General features: G+C 64.4%; 1 pseudogene. It reads left to right on the top strand.

Annotation, left to right across the window (positions count from 1 at the left end):
- Nucleotides 1-483 (top strand): annotated as a pseudogene (locus JGK11_RS11485) (hypothetical protein); the annotation flags it as partial.

The following is a 483-nucleotide window of genomic DNA, read 5'->3' as shown; positions in this document are numbered from 1 at the left end:
CCCACACCAACTCCGGCGCCGACACCAACACCCGCGCCGACACCAACGCCCACACCAACTCCGGCGCCAACTCCGACACCCGCGCCGACACCAACGCCCACACCAACTCCGGCGCCAACTCCGACACCCGCGCCGACTCCAACGCCCACACCAACTCCGGCGCCAACTCCGACACCCGCGCCGACACCAACGCCCACACCAACTCCGGCGCCAACTCCGACACCCGCGCCGACTCCCACTCCCACACCAACTCCGGCGCCGACACCAACACCCGCGCCAACTCCCACTCCCACCTCCGATGCTTGCGTGCTTGATAGCCTCAAGGCCCCGCAACTTGACCCTGCTACCATTACCCCCAACCCCGTCGAAAAAACTGTCAATGGGGGTAACAATGCCGATTTCATCATGGGCAGCAGCATCCCCGAGTCGATTAACGGACTGGGTGGCAACGACACTATCTACGGACTTGGCGGCAATGACAAC

The sequence above is a fragment of the Microcoleus sp. PH2017_34_RAT_O_A genome (assembly GCF_020737885.1).
GTDB lineage: Bacteria > Cyanobacteriota > Cyanobacteriia > Cyanobacteriales > Microcoleaceae > Microcoleus.
This window is presented reverse-complemented; position numbering and strand designations above follow the sequence as displayed.